The organism is Alteromonas sp. Cnat3-28, assembly GCF_022348265.1.
Lineage (GTDB): Bacteria > Pseudomonadota > Gammaproteobacteria > Enterobacterales > Alteromonadaceae > Alteromonas > Alteromonas macleodii.
This window is the reverse complement of record NZ_JAKREY010000009.1, coordinates 179,958-195,169: the sequence shown is the minus strand read 5'-3', so window position 1 is coordinate 195,169 and position 15,212 is coordinate 179,958. Positions and strand designations below refer to the sequence as shown.

12 protein-coding genes and 9 tRNA genes are annotated in these 15,212 nt (G+C 44.4%); 8 read left to right on the top strand and 13 right to left on the bottom strand.

The window, feature by feature from the left end; all coding sequences use genetic code 11:
- Window positions 1-32 precede the first annotated feature (32 nt).
- The 6 genes from MHM87_RS11500 to gltX form a co-directional block, all read right to left on the bottom strand.
- Window positions 33-108 (bottom strand) — tRNA-Glu (locus MHM87_RS11500).
- Window positions 109-265: 157 nt separating this feature from the next.
- Window positions 266-341 (bottom strand) — tRNA-Glu (locus tag MHM87_RS11495).
- 157 nt (window positions 342-498) lie between these two features.
- Window positions 499-574: transfer RNA gene (locus tag MHM87_RS11490), tRNA-Glu, on the bottom strand.
- A gap of 157 nt (window positions 575-731) precedes the next feature.
- Window positions 732-807, bottom strand: a tRNA-Glu gene (locus MHM87_RS11485).
- A gap of 92 nt (window positions 808-899) precedes the next feature.
- Window positions 900-975, bottom strand: a tRNA-Ala gene (locus MHM87_RS11480).
- Window positions 976-1,060: 85 nt separating this feature from the next.
- On the bottom strand, window positions 1,061-2,470 hold the full coding sequence (gene gltX, locus MHM87_RS11475) for a glutamate--tRNA ligase (RefSeq protein WP_014948924.1): 1,410 nt from the start codon (window positions 2,468-2,470) through the stop codon (window positions 1,061-1,063).
- An 844-nt stretch (window positions 2,471-3,314) separates the two neighbouring features.
- Between gltX and MHM87_RS11470 the strand changes: the two genes are divergently transcribed.
- From MHM87_RS11470 to MHM87_RS11450, 5 genes are all read left to right on the top strand, one after another.
- Window positions 3,315-3,390: transfer RNA gene (locus MHM87_RS11470), tRNA-Val, on the top strand.
- A gap of 38 nt (window positions 3,391-3,428) precedes the next feature.
- Window positions 3,429-3,504 (top strand) — tRNA-Val (locus tag MHM87_RS11465).
- Window positions 3,505-3,541: 37 nt separating this feature from the next.
- Window positions 3,542-3,617, top strand: a tRNA-Val gene (locus MHM87_RS11460).
- Between the two features lie 37 nt (window positions 3,618-3,654).
- Window positions 3,655-3,730 (top strand) — tRNA-Val (locus MHM87_RS11455).
- A gap of 244 nt (window positions 3,731-3,974) precedes the next feature.
- A complete protein-coding gene (locus tag MHM87_RS11450) occupies window positions 3,975-5,597 on the top strand; it encodes a response regulator (RefSeq protein ID WP_239259143.1) in 1,623 nt (540 codons plus the stop codon).
- Between the two features lie 45 nt (window positions 5,598-5,642).
- Here MHM87_RS11450 and MHM87_RS11445 read toward each other — a convergent pair whose 3' ends face one another.
- A complete protein-coding gene (locus MHM87_RS11445) occupies window positions 5,643-6,170 on the bottom strand; it encodes a GNAT family N-acetyltransferase (protein WP_014948922.1) in 528 nt (175 codons plus the stop codon).
- Between the two features lie 128 nt (window positions 6,171-6,298).
- Window positions 6,299-7,267, bottom strand: a complete 969-nt coding sequence (gene moaA, locus MHM87_RS11440) for a GTP 3',8-cyclase MoaA (RefSeq protein ID WP_061485310.1) — start codon at window positions 7,265-7,267, stop codon at window positions 6,299-6,301.
- Window positions 7,268-7,591: 324 nt separating this feature from the next.
- Here moaA and MHM87_RS11435 point away from each other — a divergent pair, with 324 nt between their 5' ends.
- From MHM87_RS11435 to MHM87_RS11425, 3 genes are all read left to right on the top strand, one after another.
- Window positions 7,592-9,412: an ABC transporter ATP-binding protein/permease gene (locus MHM87_RS11435; RefSeq protein WP_239259141.1), complete on the top strand. Its 1,821-nt coding sequence runs from the start codon at window positions 7,592-7,594 to the stop codon at window positions 9,410-9,412.
- The gene (locus tag MHM87_RS11430; RefSeq protein WP_239259139.1) at window positions 9,413-9,628 is read left to right on the top strand and encodes a DUF3820 family protein; all 216 of its coding nucleotides are present in this window, start codon (window positions 9,413-9,415) and stop codon (window positions 9,626-9,628) included.
- Window positions 9,629-9,693: 65 nt separating this feature from the next.
- Window positions 9,694-10,017 (top strand): hypothetical protein, encoded by a 324-nt coding sequence (locus tag MHM87_RS11425; protein ID WP_239259137.1) that lies wholly within the window; start codon window positions 9,694-9,696, stop codon window positions 10,015-10,017.
- Here MHM87_RS11425 and MHM87_RS11420 read toward each other — a convergent pair.
- From MHM87_RS11420 to MHM87_RS11400, 5 genes are all read right to left on the bottom strand, one after another.
- Complete coding sequence (locus MHM87_RS11420) at window positions 10,014-11,378, bottom strand: TrkH family potassium uptake protein (protein WP_239259135.1); 1,365 nt, start codon at window positions 11,376-11,378, stop codon at window positions 10,014-10,016. The two genes, MHM87_RS11425 and MHM87_RS11420, sit on opposite strands and share 4 nt — an antisense overlap.
- Window positions 11,375-12,031, bottom strand: coding sequence for a TrkA family potassium uptake protein (locus MHM87_RS11415; protein WP_014948916.1), 657 nt, complete (start codon window positions 12,029-12,031; stop codon window positions 11,375-11,377). Before MHM87_RS11415 ends, MHM87_RS11420 begins: the two co-directional genes overlap by 4 nt.
- Entirely contained in the window at window positions 12,031-12,726 is a 696-nt protein-coding gene (locus MHM87_RS11410; protein ID WP_239259133.1) for a response regulator transcription factor, read from the bottom strand. The genes MHM87_RS11415 and MHM87_RS11410 overlap by 1 nt, the downstream gene beginning before the upstream one ends.
- Before the next feature lie 4 nt (window positions 12,727-12,730).
- Complete coding sequence (locus MHM87_RS11405; RefSeq protein ID WP_156078139.1) at window positions 12,731-13,729, bottom strand: DUF4118 domain-containing protein; 999 nt, start codon at window positions 13,727-13,729, stop codon at window positions 12,731-12,733.
- A gap of 131 nt (window positions 13,730-13,860) precedes the next feature.
- Entirely contained in the window at window positions 13,861-15,204 is a 1,344-nt protein-coding gene (locus MHM87_RS11400) for a 3-deoxy-7-phosphoheptulonate synthase class II (protein ID WP_014978802.1), read from the bottom strand.
- Window positions 15,205-15,212: the final 8 nt, after the last annotated feature.

Sequence of the window (15,212 nt, the reverse complement as noted above, 5' to 3'; positions counted from 1 at the left end):
TCACAGTTTTAATCGACTGTGACGCGATAAAATGGCGTCCCCTAGGGGATTCGAACCCCTGTTACCGCCGTGAAAGGGCGGTGTCCTAGGCCTCTAGACGAAGGGGACTGAAAATCTTCTTTCGAAAGCACCGCTTTCGAGATTTTCGGTAAGGCAAAGTGAGCTAGCGAACTGAGCGACTTTTCCTTACCGAAACTTTCAGTCAGAAGTTGAATAATCAACTCCAGCCTATTTCACAGTTTTAATCGACTGTGACGCGATAAAATGGCGTCCCCTAGGGGATTCGAACCCCTGTTACCGCCGTGAAAGGGCGGTGTCCTAGGCCTCTAGACGAAGGGGACTGAAAATCTTCTTTCGAAAGCACCGCTTTCGAGATTTTCGGTAAGGCAAAGTGAGCTAGCGAACTGAGCGACTTTTCCTTACCGAAACTTTCAGTCAGAAGTTGAATAATCAACTCCAGCCTATTTCACAGTTTTAATCGACTGTGACGCGATAAAATGGCGTCCCCTAGGGGATTCGAACCCCTGTTACCGCCGTGAAAGGGCGGTGTCCTAGGCCTCTAGACGAAGGGGACTGAAAATCTTCTTTCGAAAGCTTTACTTTCGAGATTTTCAGCAAGGCGAAGTGGGCCAGCGAACCGAGCGACTTTTCCTTACCGAAACTTTCAGTCAGAAGTTGATTAATCAACTCCAGCCTATTTCACAGTTTTAATCGACTGTGACGCGATAAAATGGCGTCCCCTAGGGGATTCGAACCCCTGTTACCGCCGTGAAAGGGCGGTGTCCTAGGCCTCTAGACGAAGGGGACTGAATTCTTTCTTCGAAACTAAGTTTTCGAATTTTCAGTCCGAAGCTGCGTTAACAACTTCAGCCTATATCAAACCACATCTCAATGTGACTTGGTGGAGCCAGGCGGGATCGAACCGCCGACCTCCTGCATGCCATGCAGGCGCTCTCCCAGCTGAGCTATGGCCCCATCATGGTACCAGTCATTTTGTGTGACTGTTCCGTGACAGCGGGGCGCATTCTAGGCATCCCCCCCTGTCATGTCAACGCTTTTTTTATGAATTTTCTCTGTTTGCTATAAAAGTAAGCGCTTTGTCGATTCTCTCGCCAATTTTCTCTTTTGAGATAAGATTCAACGTGATATCTAACGACGGTGAATTACCACCACCTGTCACAGCTACACGCAGCGGCATACCTACTTTCCCCATGCCCACTTCCAATTCTTCGGCTGTACTATTTATAGCAGCCTGAATATTTTCTGGGTTCCACTCTTCAATTGCCATTAATTTATCTTTAGCAAGCTCTAATGGGCCGCGAGCGACTGGGCGAAGGTGTTTTTTTGCTGCGTTCGCATCAAAATCTTCATAGTCTTGATAAAAGTACGTAGAAATCTCAGCTAACTCTTTTAGCGTTTTTACTCTATCGGCCTGAATAGCAATTATAGATTCAAGCGCTGGGCCTGTCGTTAAATCAACATTCAACTCTTCAAAGTGCCATTTAGCGTGTGACGCAACTTCACTTGCTGGTAATGTCTTAATGTAGTGTTGATTCAACCAGATTAGCTTTTCTGTGTTAAATGCCGATGCAGATTGCCCAATGGCATCTAAGCTGAATTTCTCAATCATTTCATCAACTGAGAAAATTTCTTGGTCGCCGTGAGACCACCCCAACCTAACAAGGTAATTAAGCACAGCTTGCGGTAAGAAACCATCATCGCGATATTGCATCACGCTTACTGCGCCATGACGCTTAGATAACTTCTTGCCGTCATCACCCAAAATCATAGAAACGTGAGCATATTCTGGAACAGGTGCACCAAGCGCTTCAAGAATATTGATTTGACGTGGCGTGTTATTAATATGGTCTTCACCACGAACTACGTGAGTAATACCCATATCCCAATCATCAACAACTACACAGAAGTTATATGTAGGGGTACCGTCAGAGCGCTGAATAATAAGATCGTCTAGCTCAGTATTGCTAATCTCGATTTTTCCACGCACGTGATCATTAATTACCACTTTGCCTTCTAGAGGGTTTTTGAAGCGGATAACAAAAGGCTGACCTTCTGGGTGATCCGTTCTGTCTCTCCACGTGCCTGGGTAGCGAGGCTTCTCACCACGTTCTTTTTGCGCTTCACGAATCGCATCTAACTCTTCAGAGCTCATAAAGCATTTATACGCTTTACCTTCATCCAAAAGCTGCTGAATAAGTTCTTTATATCTATCGAACCGCTCGGTCTGATAGATTGGCCCCGTATCCCACGTTAAACCTAACCATTGCATTCCGTCTAGAATGGCCTGCTTTGCTTCTTCAGTTGAACGCTCGATATCTGTATCTTCAATACGAAGAACAAACTCGCCGCCTTTGCTTTTAGCAAGAAGCCAAGAATAAAGCGCAGTTCGTGCGCCGCCAACGTGAAGATAGCCTGTTGGGCTGGGTGCAAATCGTGTAACAACCGACATGGTCACTCTCTATTGTTAATGTATTTCTAAAGTTGGGCGCATTCTACCAGTGTAAGCGCGACTTCAAAAGTAAGATAAGAATAGAAGGAAAAAGAAATCTCTTGAAGTAGTTTAGATGGTACGAAGAAAGTGAGTTATAAAGTGGACAGACACTTATTGTTGAAGCCCACTTTTTCAAAATTCATTTCTTGCTAAAGTGGACACACACTCAGATAAGTCCAACGATCAGAGAGTGACAGAACCGATAATAGCTTCAAAAACGTAAGTGGGTGTCCGAAAAGACCAGGTACTTTAAATGAAAAGATTCTGCACGCACTTTATCAGGTTTACGTGAGTGTCTGTCCTTTCTCCTTCTCTCCTTTTTTTTCGTTTCGTGTTTTATAAGTGACTGTCCACTTGGTAATTCAATTGATATTTCAAGAATAAAGTAAGCACCACTTTTATTTGGTTAGGTTTACTAACGTTTAGCTACGAAAAAATAAGTGGGTGTCCACTTTGCCCTTGTTTGCCACTTCTTCTTTTAAAAAATGAGTGTGTGTCCATTGTGCGAAGCCCCATTGTGCGAGGCCAATTTAATTATATGTTTGTGGTAAATAAGTGACTGTCCACCCAAGCTCCCCCACAAACTCCGACTGGCTCGTGTAAACCCACACTGCAGTTTTTGTTTATCAATGAATTCAAAACGCGATTAAAAACGCTGTTCTTTTCATCAATTTAGTTAAGATGCAGCCAGAGTGTCTAAAATTCGGGCACACAGTCATTTTTCTTTAATTTTATTGTTGACACTAACGGAACCGACTCTATAATACCGCCCCACTTGCTTAGGCAAGCTTTAAAGAAATATGGACGCTTAGCTCAGTTGGGAGAGCATCGCCCTTACAAGGCGAGGGTCACTGGTTCAAGCCCAGTAGCGTCCACCACTTCTTCACCGTGGTTAAACAGTGAAATCAAAAAATATGGACGCTTAGCTCAGTTGGGAGAGCATCGCCCTTACAAGGCGAGGGTCACTGGTTCAAGCCCAGTAGCGTCCACCACTTCTTCACCGTGGTTAAACAGTGAAATAAAAAATATGGACGCTTAGCTCAGTTGGGAGAGCATCGCCCTTACAAGGCGAGGGTCACTGGTTCAAGCCCAGTAGCGTCCACCACTTCCTCACCGTGGTTAAATAGAGAAATCAAAAATACGGACGCTTAGCTCAGTTGGGAGAGCATCGCCCTTACAAGGCGAGGGTCACTGGTTCAAGCCCAGTAGCGTCCACCATCCCTCTCAATATATCAATCTTTAGAAACACAGTAATCTAACTCTGTCTTAGTCGCTGTCACGTTAAAGCATTTTGGCTACTCCTACACCAAACCCAGCAATCATTATCAATAACCAGTACTGAAATTCAGCTACGAGCAGCTTCCATTATGCGATAGCCTCCATAAAGAACTATACTTAAGGTGCACTTACCGTGATATGGTAAGAAAAATAAGGGTTCTCATGTTTCAGAGGCTACTAATTGATGAAACTACACTTAGCTAGAAATACTAAGTTGTTAATTGCTGAAGACCAGGTGCTGGCGAAAAGCCATATGCACTACGCACTTGAGCAGTTAGGTTTCAAGAACATGAACTATGTTGATAGGCCCTCTCATGCCCTTTCGGCACTGCAAGAACATGATTATGACGCCATTATCTGCTCTTATAATTTGCGCTCTGAACAAGGCGGTTATTTTTTACTTGAGCAACTAAACGAAACTCAATCACTCCCCCTTACCAGCGCATTCATCTTCACCAGTGCAGATACCTCAGCAGAAGTCGTCCACGCCATCATAGAGTTACAGCCGGACGAGTTTATCGCTAAGCCTTTTTCGGTTAACGAGTTAGACAGGCGACTTTCCAGAGTTTTATCAAGGAAAAAAGCGCTAAAGAATATCTATTCATTCATGGATAAAAAGGACTACGAAAAAGCCCTGGCCGAGGTTGAGTTCTTTCTATTGCAGCCTGAGCAAGCCGAACACTTTCCGCTAGCGATGAAGATTAAAGGCGATTTGTTGATTATCACAGAAAGGTTTCAAGAAGCCGTAGCCTTCTTTGAATCGATAATTAACGTTCAAGATTTTAGCTGGGCAAAAATGGGGATCGCGAAGAGTCTGTTGGCGCTCAATGAATTGGACGATGCCGAAAGAGAAGTTATCCAGTTAGCAATGCGACCTGACTCTGCGCTTGAGGCCTATGATTTACTCGCCAAACTGCAAATTAAGCAGTTAGCTTTTGACGAAGCGCTGGAGTGTACATCGCTGGCGTGCAATATCTCACCTCAAAACATTGCTAGACATAAGTTAGCGATAAATTTAGCGCGGATCACCCATGATTACGAAAGTCAGTTTAACAGCGCTAAAAAGGTGGTCCGCTACGCGAAAGACTCTATCCATGACAAGCCAGATATTTATTTAACTGCCGCAAGAGCGGGAGTTGATTTTGCTATGACATCTGAGCCCGAACACGTAAACAGCATAGTTAAACAAACTAATGAGTATTTGCGACAGTTGAAAAAGGCTCACCCGAAAGCAGCCTTAAACGATGAGCTGACGGTGATTGACGCGCGTCTTCATTATTTGAAAGACGACACAGTGAAAGCACAAATGCTGTTGTCAGATTTTCACACAGATCATGCCCAACACCACTCCACAGAAGCCTTGCTTGATAGAGCCAAAGCCCTTCATGAAGTAGGAATGAAGAAAGAGTCCCTTGCGATTTTAGACGCCATTTCCTCAAGGCAGGATGAGGAGAACGATGAATTAAACCTCATGGCCACCTATTTAAAACAAGAGAAAGAAGAAAAAGAAGCGATTACGCTAAGCCCTAAAATACTTAACAACACCGCCGTTGCACAGTATAAACGGGGTAATTTAGAGCAGTCTTACACAACATTTGCTCAAGCGTTCCGCGTCATGCCTAAAAATCCCTCTATTGCGCTTAACTACCTTCAAGCAATAGTAAGGGCCCGAAAAGCTAACGCGCCTATGCTTGCCGACACCCTTTCGGCCATCAAAAAATGCAGAGAAACACTCGAGTCGGCAGCTTTGTCAGAAGATCAGTATTCTCGCTACGAGAACGTGAAGAGCATTCTAAAGAGCGAATGATAACGTCAGTTATTCCCCTCGCCCTTCTTATACCAATACGCTTACTTAATTAGAGTAGACGACTACTGTCTCGTGATAGAGTTTGTCTTTATACTCAAGCTCGTGACTAAACGTCATTCCAAGCTTTTTCATAATATTGATAGACGCACTATTTTGCGGATTAGCAATAGCAGAGAATTTTTCAACACCTATATCATACAGCGCTTCTTTAACAGACTCCGCAGCCTCTGTTGCGTAGCCCTTGCCCCACGTATGGCGCTTAAAACGCCACCCTAGTTCCATGTTGTCACTTTCGGGGTGTTGAGTAAAAAAGCCAAAGGGTCGAACTAAAATCCAACCAATGCTTTCCTTTTCGACTAGCGTTTCCACGCGCCACAGTCCCCACCCTAGAGCTGGATTGGAATAGGCTTGGAAACGAGGAACAAAGATTTCCCGAATATCTTCCTTAGAAGACTTCTTGCCACCGTTGATATATTTCATGACAAGCTCATCTTGATCGAGCTCCCATAAAAAGTCTGCGTCTTGTTCGGTGATATAATGGTAGGAAAGACGCGCACTGTCCTTGATATGCATATACTTCCTTTATCGTTATTATTTTTAATATACTTACACCGCTGAATATAGCTCATTTTTACAACAAACCAAACTTATTCGATGTATTTATTTTGCCCTACATTTTCCTTTAACGTAGAGCCAATTAACTAGCCTCCCAGCATGGCAAGGTGCTTGGTTGCCCCTGTTTTACCTTCATGCAAATAGTGTGTTTCGTGTTTTTGACCCAGCACATCTTGTAAAAAAGCGACCACTTCATCCACATTTCCAGTGGCAAGAAGATGTCTCATATCTATCCCATTTTCACTAAACAAGCATAGGTGAAGCTTTCCTGGGGCAGAAACACGTAATCGATTACAAGTTTTACAAAAATCTTTGCTGTAAGGCATGATTAAGCCAATTTTACCGGCATAGTCAGGGTGGTAAAACTCTTGCGCTGGCCCCGCATCTTTTCTACGCAACAAAGGCTGCCAGCCCATTTCTAACAACGTACTTTTTAGCGGCGTACCACTTTGATGTTGCTTATTGAAAAACTGATTTAAGTCGCCTGTCTCCATTAGTTCTATAAACCGGAGCGTTACTGGCATATCTTTTAGCCAAGCAAGAAACCTATGAAGACGGCTATCTGAAAAATCGTTGAGTAAGACAGAGTTCACTTTCACGTCTAAGCCGGCATCAATCGCTGCGTCTAACCCTCGAAGTACAGCTTTAAGTTTGTCTTGTCCTGTTATAGCGGCAAACTGACGGGGATCTAAACTGTCAATACTTACATTTACTTGGTGTAACCCTGCTTCTTTCCACTGATGCGCAAACTTTTCCATTCGCGCTCCGTGTGTTGTCATCGCTACACGTTCGATACCAGGCGTATTACTTGTTAGCTGTAAAATATCAAGAAAGTCTCTTCGCAGCGTTGGTTCGCCGCCTGTTAGGCGCACTTTCGACGTACCTAGCTTAGCGAACGCTTTGAGCAAGGTATCAATTTCGTTTAGCGTCATAAACTGATCGCTCGTCGGGCCTTCATATCCGTCTGGCAAACAGTACTGACAACGAAAGTTGCACGCTTCGGTCACTGACAAACGTAAATAATGAAACTGTCTACCGAAACTATCTTCTAACAAACTAACTCCTTAATCCTGTGCTGCTTAGTCATTCAATTCACGGCTTTCTCAATCTAACAAAAGCCAGTAAAACATTGAGTAAATAACAAGGTAACTAAATTAAACTACCTCTAGTGTACGCGCGGTGAAACCAAAATTAAACACATTCATCGCTATAAATAAGACCATTTTAATCTCTAGCCTATTTCAAAACGTACTTCAAAAAGCGAAAATCGCCCTACACGAGCAGGTTAGCTCAATATCTATTACACCGTTTACGAAAAGCGATTTTTTGAATCAGCGCGTTCCTAACACTGTAAACACAATAATAAAGCACACTATAAAATGAGAAAAAACCGTTTTCCTACCAATGTCGACGAACCTGTTAAATGGCACGTTCTCTCACAGCTTTGGCCTTATCTCCTAGAGTTCAAGCACCGTGTATTTCTTGCTCTACTGTGCCTAGTAGCAGCAAAGCTTGCCAGCATTGGCCTACCCTATGTATTGAAATACACCGTCGATAGCTTAAATGGCGACTTAACCACCCTCGCTTTAGCGGTGCCGATAAGTTTAATAGTCGCGTATGGAGCGCTGCGCCTGCTAAACGTGTTGCTCGGTGAAGTGCGCGATACGCTATTTGGTCGTGTCACAGAACGCGCCATGCGTCGATTAGGACTAAAAGTCTTCAAGCATTTGCACAACCTAGACTTAGGCTTTCATTTAAATCGACGTACAGGCGGTTTATCTCGGGATATAGAGCGCGGTACCAACGGCGTTAGTTTTCTCATGCGATTTATGGTGTTCAATATTGTCCCTACCCTATTAGAGATAGCCCTTGTTGTTGGCTTACTTTTGTTTCAATTTGGCGTATCTTTCGCGTTAATTATTGTGCTTAGCGTGGTGGCTTATATCGGATTTTCGATGAAAGCAACGGATTGGCGCACCCGGTTTGTTACACAGATGAATGAAGCCGATTCCACCACCAACTCCCGAGCGGTAGACAGCCTGCTAAATTTTGAAACCGTAAAATACTTTAACAACGAATCGTTTGAAGCACATCGTTACGACACCGATTTAGCAACATGGGAAAAGGCTCGAAGGAAGAACCGATTGTCGCTGTTTGCACTCAATGGCGGCCAAGCTGCCATAATCGCAATTGCCATGACCTCGATGATGGCTAATGCTGCCTTTGGTGTAATAAATGGAGAAATGACCATAGGCGACTTTGTATTGATCAACGCCTTCACCATGCAAATTTTTATGCCGTTAAACTTCTTAGGGTTTGTTTATCGAGAAATTAGAGGAAGCCTTGCCAATATCGATAAATTGTTCGACCTTCTCGCACAAACGCCAGCAATAAAAGATGCAGACGATGCCACAGAATTAACTTGCGCCAACCCGGCACTGCGATTTAGCAATGTACATTTTGCGTATACCGAGAATCGACAAATACTTAACGGCTTGAGCTTTGAGGTGCCCCCCGGTGCAAAGGTTGCGGTAGTGGGGGAAAGCGGAGCGGGAAAATCGACGCTGATGAAGCTGCTTTTTCGTTTTTACGAGCCTAAACAGGGCGAAATTACTATAGATGGGAAAGATATTACGTCGGTCACCCAACAGAGTCTGCGTTCACACATAGGTATCGTGCCCCAAGATACTGTTCTGTTTAACACTACCTTGTTGGAGAACATTCTCTACGGTAATCCTGATGCGAGCGAGGACGAGATTAAACACGTTATTAAGCTCGCCCATTTAGAAACATTTGTAGAAAGCCTGCCTGATAAGCTAGAAACTACTGTGGGCGAGCGTGGGCTAAAACTTTCAGGTGGCGAAAAGCAGCGAGTATCTATCGCAAGAGCCTTACTAAAAGGTGCGCCTATTATGATTTTTGACGAGGCCACCAGTTCGTTAGATAGCACGTCTGAACGCGCTATTTTATCGGCCCTTCGCGATGCCGCCAAAGGCCATACCAGCTTAGTAATAGCCCATAGACTCTCTACAATTGTCGATGCAGACAAGATACTGGTGCTTAAGCGCGGTACCATAGTAGAGGAAGGGACACACACTTCCTTGCTCGAGCGAAACGGTGAATACGCAGCACTATGGCAAGCACAACTGCGTGAAGTTGAACAACTAGACCAAAACGAAAATGTAAAAGGCAATCAGTAAATGGACCCAAAGCTTATCAAAGCCGCTATTAACCAAGTGATGCCCTTTGGCAAATACGCTGGAAGACGCCTATTTCATTTACCTGAACCCTATTTGGTCTGGTTTCACAAGCAAGGCTTTCCAGAAAACAAGCTTGGTGAACAGCTCGCTTTAATGTATGAAATTAAGCTAAACGGCTTAGAGTCTGTTGTAGAACCGCTATTAAATGATGACTAGCAATCACAAGGGGACTCAGCGCCCCCTAATGGCAAAATGCGTAAACTCTAACCATATGATGATTTATGTTAGCAAGACCCAGAAAGCAACGTCGAAGTGACGTAAACGAACGCATCAAAAAAATACATAATGCCATTGCCGACAAACTGATGTTGCAACCAGAACTATTTGAAGAAGTCGAAAAAACATTAGAAACCCGTTATCACAACAAAATGATGCGCTATGGAAGCTACCTTCTTTGGAAAGGAATAATTGAGGCTCGCCATCAACCAGACGTATTTAAGGCGCTTCTTTTGGCTGACGACGAGCGCACAGCCAACTTAAGAAGAGAAACCATCTTCGTCGGTATTTTATGTGAAGATGAACGAGCCGCTATTTTTGCAGGTTAACCAATTGCTAGTTTAGCTTCTGGGTATTTAATGCGGCTTATTCGAGGGCTGGCAATAAAATAAGCCAATGTCAAAGGCCCTAATCTACCCGCGTACATCAGTAAGATAATGATCCACTCACCACTGTTTGACAGCTCGCCAGTTAGCCCTCTGGAAAGACCCACGGTCCCAAGAGCAGAAACCGCTTCGAACACGATATCCAAAAAGTCAGCTTTTTCTGACATTAATAAAAGAAAAATAGCTATCCACGTAATACCTATGGAAATCATCGTAAGCGCTAGCGCTTTGCTGATAGTGTCATTTGAAATTGTTCTGCCAAAGAGTCGTGGCGCAGCTCCCCGCTGAATATAGTTGTATGCGGCAATGATCAAAACGATGAAAGTCATCAGTTTTATACCGCTTGCGGTACTCATTGAGCCCCCGCCGATAAACATTAGCAACAACATTAATGCTGTCGTTGGATCTTCTAACGACGCTATATCCAGCGTATTAAATCCGGCAGTTCTTGGAGTAACAGCTTGAAACCATGATGCCCATAATGCGCTTTGAGTATCGAGGTTCGCCAAGGTTGCAGGATTATCACTTTCAATAACAAAGATAAGCAAAAAGGCGGTTACATTGACAATTAGCGTACCCAATATCATTGTCTTGGCATACACAGAGATACGTTGCCATCTGCGCTTTTTATGAAGCTCTATCCAAACGGAAAACCCGAGACCACCAATAATAAATAATGCAGAAATAGTGATGTTGATAATCGGGTCTCCCACATAGGCGGAAAGACTATCCCCACTAAGTGCAAATCCTGCGTTGTTGAACGCAGAGATGGTGTAAAAAAACGCGTGAAATAACGCTTCACTTACTCCTTTTTCCTGCATCCAGTAGGCCGACAGAATACAAAAACCCACAAACTCAACGAAGAATGCAAAAATCAGTACCGACTTTGCTGTAGATACAAGCGTTGATAAATCTGTTTGATTAAACGCCTCCTTCACTGCCGATTGCTGCAAGAAACTTATTTTACTTCCTAAGGCAATGAGCGTGACGATGGCAAACGTCATCAACCCTAAGCCCCCCAGCTGAATTAAAACCGCAATCACCGCTTGTCCAGCAGTTGTAAAAACAGATCCGGTATCGACTACCACAAGACCCGTTACTGTCACCGCCGATGTGGAAGTAAATAGGCTTTGGATCCACGAGATGGGCTCATGAGTCATCATTGGTAATTTTAAGATAACGGTGCCTAAGAAAATCACCGCCACAAAGCTTAGGGAGAGAATAAGAGGCGGCCCTACCTGAATTTTATTGATACCTTTAGGCGAGCGCTCTATCGGTCTGTAGCCAGGATCCCATCTGTTCATTGTGCTAGCCTGGGCGCTATTTTAACAAGGTTCTCTCTATGGCCGCAGAGAATAACGGTATCTTTCGAAGTAACTTCAAAGTCTAATGATGGATTATGATGTAGCTGGTGACCTCGCTTAACTAACAAACAAGAGACTTGCCCCTTACCGACGGACAGCACGTCTTTTAAGCGCTGTGAAGAAAAGTGATCAGACAAAATGACATCAACGATATAAACGCCGTGCCCTATACCCAAGTAGTCATTAACCATTGGGTAGTTAAGCGCTTGCGCCACCCTTGCTCCCATCTCTTCTTCAGGATGAATAATTTTCGACACACCCAGCTTGGATAAAATAGCGTGGTGAGCAGAGCTATTAGCTTTCACCCAAATATTGGCTACGCCCAAGTTTTTTAGTGCCAACGTACACAGTAAGCTAGCTTGCATATCCTCGCCAATAGCAACAAGCACGGCTTCGCTCTGACACAAGTTTAATTCCTTGAGTGCACGCTCATCACTGGCATCACACACAACGCACTGTGTAAACTCACCTGCATACTGTTCAACCAGCTTTTCACTTTGGTCAATTCCTGTAACGGTGTGTCCCATATGAATTAACTCTAAACTGGCCGTTAAGCCAAACTTGCCAAGCCCAATTACACTAAAGTGCGACATTAATTAGCCTCCGGTTTATCAACCACTATTCGGTAGCCTTGTTTAGGCATTGTCTCTATTAAATCTTTCTCGAACGGATCTATCTTCTTTCTTAGCTGTCTTACAAGAACGCGGATGTAGTGGGTATCTTCACTGTGATGCAGACCCCATATTCTTCTTAACAATTCTTGCTGACTAACAAACGCCCCAGGCTGTTTTGTGAGCTCGTCAAGAAGCTGAACTTCTTTTGGGGCCAGCGCGATAACTTCGCCTTCAACGAGCAGCCGTCGCTCGGTAATATCCAATGCTATCTTGCCAATCTGTCGTGTGGGCGTTGTGGGCTCAACCACAGGATTGAAGTCTCTTAGCAGTACTTTCACCCGGGTGACAAGCTCTCTGATCCCAAAAGGCTTGCTAACATAGTCATTGGCCCCCCGGGACAACAAGTCGACTTTGTCTAACTCCTGATCTCTTGCAGACAACACGAGCACTGGCAGGCGACTAGATTCTCTTATGCGTTTAAGTACTTCACTCCCCTCACCATCAGGTAACCCTAAATCGAGTATGACAAGGTCAGGACGGTGCTGATTAAACAATGACAGAGCTTCTCGAACCGAAGCAGCTTCAACACAAAGGTAGCCTTCTGCACCTAGCGCAATGCTCAGCATCTGACGAATATTCGCATCATCTTCAACAAGTAGAATGGTGTGGCTCATTGCGCTAATCCCTTTTTGGAATTGTAATACTGACGAGAAGGCCTGGTGTGGTATTCGACAGCTTGATAGCACCACTATGGGCGTGAACTATACCTGCTGCTACGCTTAGCCCTAAGCCAATGCCGCCTTTTCCACTATCGCTGCGACGACTGGTTTGAAAAAGCTGTATTGGCGCTTGTAGCTGTTCATCGCTGATCCCTTCGCCTTTATCGGCTATTTGAAACTTAAACTCTCCATCAGAGTGGCTAACCATCAGCAATACACTGTCATCGCTGAATTTAAGGGCATTATCAATTACGTTAAATAAAGCTTGTTCAAACAGTGATTCAGACACAGTTATACCGCGACTGTCACTGTTGTTGATCACTTTTAGTCGTCCACTGTTAATACGACTTTCAAGGTTAGCTAAAAAGGCAGTCAGGTTTACATGGGTTAAATTTAGCGCTAACGCGTTATGCTCAATTCGTGTGGCTTGAAGCAGGTTCTCAACGTAAACATAAAGGCGTTTACCTTCATCGTGAACCCCTTTTAACAGTGCCTGTCTCTCAATGTCATCAAGCTTGTCTTGATATGTCATATAGGTTTCAACAGAACCGATAATGGTAGAGAGCGGCGTACGCAAATCGTGGGACACAGATCGCAGGACACTAGATTGTGTTTTAACAACCTGTAGTGCATGTTGTTGAGAATTAACGTAGACAGCAAGCTCGCTAATGAGGATGGCTACAATGATGAAAACGACAAAATTTATGCTGTCTTCAACTTCTGCAATTTGAAATGAGTGCAAAGGCTCGGTGAAAAAATAATTAAAGCTCAGTGCTCCGGCTACCCCTGCAAGCAAGCCGTAAAACCTTGAGGTCGTTAACGCCACAATGGCACACGCAAGCTGTAGAATGAGCAAAATACCGCCAAGCGGCAGTAACCAGTTGCTAAGTGCTAAACACCCTAAAATAGCCACAGCCATAATAAAGAGTGTATAGAAACCGTGTTTAAATTGGGTCATAGGTCAATCGTGTTTACTTCAACACAATGAGCATATCAACCTAACCTCAAATATACGCGTAAAATTTAGGTAAAAAAAACGGCATCCCAATGATGCCGTTTCTTCAACTTGCCAATGCGATGTTGGTCACTTTAAGCATTACGCAAATGATCAGCCACCAAGAATGCCATTTCAAGTACTTGGTCTGCATTTAAGCGCGGGTCGCATTGCGTTTTGTAGGCTTGCGCTAAGTCTTCATCGCTAATTTCATAAGCACCGCCTGTACACTCCGTTACGTGCTGACCGGTCATTTCAAGGTGAATACCACCTGCGTGAGTACCTTCTGCTTCGTGAGCTTGGAAGAACTGCTTAATTTCTTTCAAAATTGCATCGAAGTTACGGGTTTTATAGCCGCTAGATGCCGAGAACGTGTTGCCGTGCATCGGGTCAGAGCTCCACACTACGTGTCTGCCTTCAGCTTTCACTTTACGCAATAAGCGTGGCAAATTGTCGGCTAAATTATCGGCGCCCATACGCGTAATTAGCGTTAAACGACCTGGATCGTTTAGCGGGTTAAGCGCATCAATCAAACGAATAAGCTCGTCTTCTTGCATGCTTGGCCCCACTTTCACACCAATTGGGTTGTGAATGCCACGGAAAAACTCAACGTGCGCATGGTCAAGTTGACGGGTACGCTCGCCAATCCACACCATGTGAGCCGAACAATCGTAAGGCTTACCGGTAAGGGTATCGATGCGTGTTAGCGCCTGCTCATAGTTCAACAGCAATGCTTCATGCGACGTGAACAGTGAGGTCTCGTGCAGCGTAGAACTGGTTTGTGCGTTAATACCAATAACATCCATAAACTCAAGGGTATCTTGAATACGGTTGGCCATATCAGAATAACGCTCTTTAAGCGGATTGTTTTCAACGAACGCCATGTTCCAGCGGTTAACTTCATGAAGGTCGGCCAAACCACCTTGCGCGAACGCGCGAAGTAAATTCAGTGTTGACGCACTGCGATGGTAGGCTTCCAACAAACGGTCAGGATCTGGTCGACGGGCCGCTTCGGTAAATTCGAAGTTGTTGATGATATCACCACGATAGCTTGGCAAGGTCACGCCATCGCGGGTTTCGAAATCTGATGAGCGCGGCTTGGCGTACTGGCCTGCCATACGGGCAACCTTGGTTACCGGGCAACGACCAGCAAAGGTAAGCACAATGGCCATTTGAAGAATAACTTTAAAGGTATCGCGAATTTTAGGCGCATTAAATTCGTCAAACGACTCAGCGCAGTCACCGCCTTGTAAAAGAAAGCCTTTACCCAAGCTTACTTCACCTAGCTGGCGTCTAAGCTCACGGGCTTCAGCAGCAAATACAAGCGGTGGATAAGAACTTAATGTTTGCTCTACTTCTTTTAAACGTACTTTGTCGTCGTACTCTGGTTGCTGAAGAATAGGTTTATTTCTCCAACTGTCTACTTGCCAATTACTCAACGGTGTTC

What these genes read in the sequence shown, in the direction of transcription:
- gltX (WP_014948924.1), bottom strand. Translation starts at nt 2,470, where the DNA reads ATGTCGGTTGTTACACGATTTGCACCCAGCCCAACAGGCTATCTTCAC.
- MHM87_RS11415 (WP_014948916.1), bottom strand. Translation starts at nt 12,031, where the DNA reads ATGTCGCACTTTAGTGTAATTGGGCTTGGCAAGTTTGGCTTAACGGCC.
- MHM87_RS11410 (WP_239259133.1), bottom strand. Translation starts at nt 12,726, where the DNA reads ATGAGCCACACCATTCTACTTGTTGAAGATGATGCGAATATTCGTCAG.
- MHM87_RS11450 (WP_239259143.1), top strand. Translation starts at nt 3,975, where the DNA reads ATGAAACTACACTTAGCTAGAAATACTAAGTTGTTAATTGCTGAAGAC.
- MHM87_RS11435 (WP_239259141.1), top strand. Translation starts at nt 7,592, where the DNA reads ATGAGAAAAAACCGTTTTCCTACCAATGTCGACGAACCTGTTAAATGG.
- MHM87_RS11445 (WP_014948922.1), bottom strand. Translation starts at nt 6,170, where the DNA reads ATGCATATCAAGGACAGTGCGCGTCTTTCCTACCATTATATCACCGAA.
- MHM87_RS11420 (WP_239259135.1), bottom strand. Translation starts at nt 11,378, where the DNA reads ATGAACAGATGGGATCCTGGCTACAGACCGATAGAGCGCTCGCCTAAA.
- MHM87_RS11430 (WP_239259139.1), top strand. Translation starts at nt 9,413, where the DNA reads ATGGACCCAAAGCTTATCAAAGCCGCTATTAACCAAGTGATGCCCTTT.
- MHM87_RS11405 (WP_156078139.1), bottom strand. Translation starts at nt 13,729, where the DNA reads ATGACCCAATTTAAACACGGTTTCTATACACTCTTTATTATGGCTGTG.
- MHM87_RS11425 (WP_239259137.1), top strand. Translation starts at nt 9,694, where the DNA reads ATGTTAGCAAGACCCAGAAAGCAACGTCGAAGTGACGTAAACGAACGC.